Genomic DNA, 5932 nt, shown 5'->3' with positions numbered 1-5932 from the left:
GGGTCGGCGGATCGGCGGTGGCGGTGAGGGCGATGCGCGGGGTCTGCGGCCAGCGCTCGTGCAGCACGGTGAGCTGGCGGTATTCGGGGCGGAAGTCGTGGCCCCATTGCGATACGCAGTGCGCCTCGTCGATGGCGAACAGGGCGATGCGGCTGCGCTCGATCAGCGACAGGAAACGCGGGGTCAGCAGCCGTTCGGGAGCGACGTAAAGCAGGTCCAGTTCGCCGGCCAGCAGGGCGCGCTCGACCCGCTGCGCGGTCTCGCCGTCCAGGGTGGAATTGAGGTATTCGGCACGCACGCCGAGCTGGCGCAGCGCCTCGACCTGGTCCTGCATCAGCGCGATCAGCGGCGAGATGACGATGCCGGTGCCGTCGCGCAGCAGCGAGGGAATCTGGTAGCACAGCGACTTGCCGCCGCCGGTGGGCATCAGCACCAGCGCGTCGTGGCCGGCGGCGACGTGTTCGACGATGTCCTGTTGCAGGCCGCGGAACTGGTCGTAGCCGAAGACGCGGCTGAGCAAGGCGTGGGCGGGGGAAGACATCTGTGTAGGATACCGCGCCGCGCAAGGGCGGTTGGCTTCCTGGTGTGCGCAAGCGCGTGTCAGGCGAACGCGCGCTGGTCTGTAGGTGGCGACGGTCTTGCGGTCGCGGCAGACGAAGCCTGCCGGGGCCGAGATCGAAAGGCGTCGGGACTGAAGTCCCTCCCACAGTGCACCCAGCCAACGTCTCGCTCCGCGCGAAGGCGCGCGGGCGGCGCGCCCTGCCTGCCAGGCAGGCAGGGCGGAATCCCTTACTGCAGCAGCGAGCGCAGCATCCAGGCGTACTTCTCGTGGGTCTGCAGGCGCTGGGTCAGCAGGTCCACCGACGGGTCGTCGCCGGCGTCGTCGGCGGTCTTGAGCACCTTGCGCGCGGTGCGGCACACCGCTTCGTTGCCGACCACCAGCTGGCGCACCATTTCGCGCCAGTCGGCGCTGTCGCTGAGGCCTTCCTCTTCCGGGATCGAGGTCAGCGCGGCGTATTCCTTGTAGGAGCCCGGGGCGTTGAAGCCCAGGGCGCGGATGCGCTCGGCGACGTCGTCCAGCGCCGCCCACTGCTCGGTGTACTGGGTCTCGAACATCAGGTGCAGCGAGTTGAACATCGACCCGGTCACGTTCCAGTGGAAGTTGTGGGTCTTCAGGTACAGGGTGAAGGCGTCGGCCATGTAGTGCGACAGGCCGTCGGCGATCTTCTTGCGATCGCCGCCGCCGATCCCGATATCGATGTTGGGCGCGGACGGCGCCAGGCCGGCCAGCGGCTGGCCGGCGACGGCCTTGCTGGCGGCGTTCTTGGTCTTGCCGGGGGTCTTGTTCTTGGCCATGGGAGTTCCTCTTTGGGGGTTACAGACGAGATGGCGTCACAATAGACAGACTAAAGCATGTGCTGTGATTCAACGTTCAATGGCATCCGATTGATGAACGCTATCGAAAAACCTTCCGTGCCGGCACGCCTGCGCGAACGCCGCGCCGCGATCGACGGCGCGCTGACCCGCGACCGTGGCCGCCTGCTGGGCCTATGGTCGCGCTGGCAGGCCGCGCCCGGCAATGCCGCGCTGGAGACGGCGTTCGAGCAGGCGCTGCAGGCGTCGCAGGCGCGTTGCGCCGCGCGCGCGGCGCAGCAGCCGGCGATCACCCTGGATCCGCAGCTGCCGATCGCGCGCGAGGCCGAGCGCATCGTCGCGCTGATCCGCGAGCACCAGGTGGTGGTGATCGCCGGCGAGACCGGTTCGGGCAAGACCACGCAGTTGCCGAAGCTGTGCCTGGCCGCCGGGCGCGGCGCCGCCGGCATGATCGGCTGCACCCAGCCGCGGCGCATCGCCGCGCGCGCGGTGGCCAGCCGCGTGGCCGAGGAGCTGCGCACGCCCGTGGGCGAGACGGTGGGCTTCCAGGTGCGCTTCAACGACCGCGTCGGCGAGCAGACCCGGATCAAGTTCATGACCGACGGCATCCTGCTGGCCGAGATCGCCAGCGACCGCTGGCTGTCCGGCTACGACACGATCATCGTCGACGAGGCGCACGAGCGCAGCCTCAACATCGATTTCCTGCTCGGCTATCTGAAGCAGTTGCTGCGCAAGCGCCCGGATCTGAAGGTCATCGTGACCTCGGCGACGATCGACACCGCGCGCTTCGCCGCGCATTTCGACGATGCGCCGGTGATCAGCGTGGAAGGCCGCACCTATCCGGTGGAAGTGCGCTACAGGCCGCTGGAGGAGGCGGGCGGCGAGGAGGCCGACGCCGAGAGTGGCGACAACGCCGGCGACCGCACGGTCAACCAGGCGATCGTGGCGGCGATCGACGAAATCACCCGGCTGGATCCGCGCGGCGACGTGCTGGTGTTCCTGCCCGGCGAACGCGAGATCCGCGATGCGCACCATGCGCTGGAACGGCGCAAGTACCGCGAGACCGAGGTGCTGCCGCTGTACGCGCGGCTCTCCAACGCCGACCAGGACCGGGTGTTCAACCCAGGCCCAAAGCGGCGTCTGGTGCTGGCCACCAACGTCGCCGAGACCTCGCTGACGGTGCCGCGCATCCGCTACGTGGTCGATCCCGGCTATGCCCGGGTCAAGCGCTACAGCCCGCGGCAGAAGCTCGACCGCCTGCACATCGAGCCGATCTCGCAGGCCAGCGCCAACCAGCGCAAGGGCCGTTGCGGCCGCATCGCCGAGGGCATCTGCTACCGGCTGTACGCCGAGGCGGATTTTACGGCGCGGCCGGCGTTCACCGATCCGGAGATCCGCCGCTCCAGCCTGGCCGGGGTGATCCTGCGCATGTTGCAACTGGGGCTGGGACGGATCGAGGATTTCCCGTTCCTGGAGCCGCCGGACGAGCGTGCGGTGGCCGATGGCTGGCAGCAACTGGTGGAGCTGGGGGCGGTCGGCGAGCCGGACCGCCATGGCCTGCGCAAGCTGACCGAGATCGGCCGCAAGATGGCGCGGCTGCCGGTGGACGTGAAACTGGCGCGGATGCTGGTGGCGGCGCAGCAGCACGGCTGCCTGCGACCGATGCTGGTGATCGCCGCGTTCCTGGGCATCCAGGACCCGCGCGAGCGCCCGCCGGAGGCGCGCGAGGCCGCCGACAACGCGCATGCCAAGTTCGCCGATGCGCGCTCGGAATTCGTCGGCATCCTGCGCCTGTGGGACGGCTACCGGCAGGCGCACGAGGACCTGACCCAGTCCAAGCTGCGCGACTGGTGCGGCCGGCATTTCCTCGGTTTCCTGCGCATGCGCGAGTGGCGCGAACTGCACCGCCAACTGCATCTGCTGTGCGCGGAGCTGGGCTGGACCGAGGAGCCGGCGGAGGCCTCCCTGCGGCCCCTGCTGGCCGGCGCCGCCACGCCCGCGCCGGCGCGCGATGCCGAGACCGCGGCGCGTGCGACCCGCGGGCAGTTGCACCGCGCTGCGCGGCTGGCCCGCGAAGGCCGCGGCACCGGTACGCCGGCCACGCCCGCACCTGCGGCTCCGCCCCCGCCACCGGCGTCCGCCGAGGCCGGGGAGGCGCCGCGTGCCAGCGAACGCGAGCGTGCCGCCGCCTACCAGGCGCTGCACCGCGCCTTGCTGGCCGGTCTGCCGACCCAGGTCGGCCATCGCACCGAGAAGGGCGATTTCCTGGCGCCGCGGCAGCGCCGCTTCCTGCTGTTCCCCGGTTCGGCGCTTGCCCGCAAGCCGCCGCCGTGGGTGCTGCCGGCGACGCTGCTGGACACGCAGAAGGTGTGGGGCCTGACCAACGCGGCGATCGAGCCGGATTGGGTGATCGCCGAGTTGCCGCACCTGCTGGCGCGCAAGCATTTCGATCCGCACTGGTCGCGCGCGCAGGGGCAGGTGCTGGCCTCCGAGCAGATCAGCCTGTTCGGGCTGGTGCTGGCGCCGAAGAAGCCGGTCCACTACGGCCGCATCGATCCGCCCGGTGCGCACGAGCTGTTCGTGCGCCAGGGCCTGGTGCCGGGCGAGATCAACACCCGCGCCAGCTTCGTCGCCGACAACCAGAAGGTGCTGGCGCAGGCGCACGAGGAGGAGGCCAAGCTGCGTCGCGCCGGCATCGTCGCCGACGAGGACTGGCAGGCGCGCTGGTATCTGGACCGGATTCCCGGCGAGATCCATTCCGCTTCCGGCCTGGACGCCTGGTGGAAGGCGCTGGCACCGGAGCAGCGGCGCGCGCTGCACTGGTCGCTGGCCGACCTGTTGCCGGGCGAGGGCAGCGCCGCCGAGCGCTATCCCACGTATTTCCCGCTGGGCGATGCGCGGCTGCCGCTGCACTACCGCTTCGAACCCGGCGCGGCCGACGACGGCGTGACCCTGGAGGTGCCGGTGCACCTGCTCAACGCGCTGGACCCGACGCGGCTGTCGTGGCTGGCGCCGGGCTTCGTCACCGACAAGGCGGCGGCGCTGATCCGCAGCTTGCCCAAGGCGCTGCGCCGCAACTACGTGCCGGCGCCGGACTTCGCGCGTGCGTTCTACGAGGCCTTCCCGCAGCCCAGTGCCGACGACATCCGTGGCGAGCTGGCGCGGTTCCTGCAGCGCGCCACCGGCGTGCCGCTGAGTGCGCTGGAGTTCGACGAGAGCACGCTGGAGCCGCATCTGCGCATGAACCTGCGCCTGCGCGACGAGGCCGGCAAGGTGCTGGCCGAATCGCGCGACCTGGACGCGCTGCGCGCGCGCTTCGGCGAACGTGCCGGGCAGGCCTTCGCCGCGCGCGCCGGCCGCGCCATGGCCGCGACCGGGCTGCGCGAGTTCCCGGCGACGCCGATCCCGCTGCAGGTGCCGGGCGAAGCCGGTGTACCGGCGTATCCGGCGTTGGTGGACGAGGGCGACAACGCCGCCCTGCGCATCTTCGCCGACCGTGCGCAGGCCGAGGCGGCGCATCCGCGCGGCGTGCGTCGGCTGCTGGAGATCGCCCTGGCCGACAAGGTCAAGCAGGCGCGCAAGCAGTTGCCGGTATCGCCCAAGACCGGGCTGTTGTACGCGGCGATCGAATCGCAGGAACGCCTGCGCGGCGACCTGGTGGAAGCGGCGTTGAACGCGCTGCTGGAGCAGGGGCTGGAGGCGATCCACGACGCGGACAGTTTTGCCCAGCGTCGCGACGCCGCCGCCAGGCAGCTGTTCGGCGAGGCGATGGAGCGGCTGAAGCTGGCCGAGGCGATCATGGGCGCGGCGGCGGAACTGAAACCGCAACTGGAATCGCCGCTGATGGGCTGGGCCAGCGGCAACCTCGACGACCTGCGCGCGCAACTGGCGGCCTTGCTGCATCCGGGCTTCCTGCGCGAGACCTCGGCCACTGCCCTGGCGCAGTTCCCGCGCTACCTGCGCGCGATGATCCTGCGCGCCGAACGCGCCAAACGCGATCCGGCGCGCGACCAGGCGCGGATGCTGGAGCTGAAGCCGTTCGTCGACGCACTGGCCGACGCGGCCGCGGCCGGTCGTGGCGACACACCGGAGTGGCAAGCGCTGCGCTGGGACCTGGAAGAACTGCGGGTGTCGCTGTTCGCCCAGGAACTGGGCGCCCGCGCCGGCATCTCGGCCAAGAAGCTGGCGCAGCGGGTGGCTCTGCTGCGGTGATTACCAGCCGTTCGGCTGTGGAAAAGCCGGGAGTGGGGATGGACAGCCTACGGCTGCCGAAGAGCGCGCGGGATTGGGTGTGAGATTTCCGCGCTGTTCCCGCACCACCCGCGTGAGCAGCATTCTTGTGGGAGGGACTTCAGTCCCGACGCGTTCAGCGGCAGGCGTCGGGGCTGAAGCCCCTCCCACAACGGGGATGCGCCGCTTGGACGGTCAAGCGATCTGCTCTGCAATGGCGCGTGGTGTTGGTGCTACGCACCAACGCAGTCGCGTCTTGTTGTGTCGCAGGAGCGGCTTCAGCCGCGCCCATCGTGGCGTCATGCGTCGCGGCTGAAGCTGCTCCTGC

General features: G+C 70.6%; 3 protein-coding genes. 1 reads left to right on the top strand and 2 read right to left on the bottom strand.

Translation table 11 applies throughout. From position 1 onward, the window contains the following. Nucleotides 1-541 (bottom strand): RecQ family ATP-dependent DNA helicase (locus CEK69_RS19630; protein WP_152247486.1); only part of this gene is annotated, 541 nt, incomplete at its 3' end. Nucleotides 542-789: 248 nt separating this feature from the next. After that, complete coding sequence (locus CEK69_RS19625; protein WP_010344296.1) at nucleotides 790-1356, bottom strand: Dps family protein; 567 nt, start codon at nucleotides 1354-1356, stop codon at nucleotides 790-792. A 93-nt stretch (nucleotides 1357-1449) separates the two neighbouring features. On the opposite strand from CEK69_RS19625, the gene hrpA reads away from it, so the two are divergent. Beyond that, nucleotides 1450-5586, top strand: coding sequence for an ATP-dependent RNA helicase HrpA (hrpA, locus tag CEK69_RS19620; protein WP_152247484.1), 4137 nt, complete (start codon nucleotides 1450-1452; stop codon nucleotides 5584-5586). The last annotated feature ends 346 nt before the right edge of the window (nucleotides 5587-5932 follow it).

The sequence above is a fragment of the Xanthomonas sp. LMG 12462 genome, from assembly GCF_009192885.1.
In the GTDB taxonomy this organism is placed as follows: domain Bacteria; phylum Pseudomonadota; class Gammaproteobacteria; order Xanthomonadales; family Xanthomonadaceae; genus Xanthomonas_A; species Xanthomonas_A sontii.
Note: the sequence above shows the minus strand (reverse complement) of the source record. Positions and strands in the feature narration are given on the sequence as shown.

Bases quoted from the DNA above. Each gene is read 5' to 3' on its own strand.
- CEK69_RS19625 (WP_010344296.1), bottom strand. From the start codon at position 1,356: ATGGCCAAGAACAAGACCCCCGGCAAGACCAAGAACGCCGCCAGCAAG.
- hrpA (WP_152247484.1), top strand. From the start codon at position 1,450: ATGAACGCTATCGAAAAACCTTCCGTGCCGGCACGCCTGCGCGAACGC.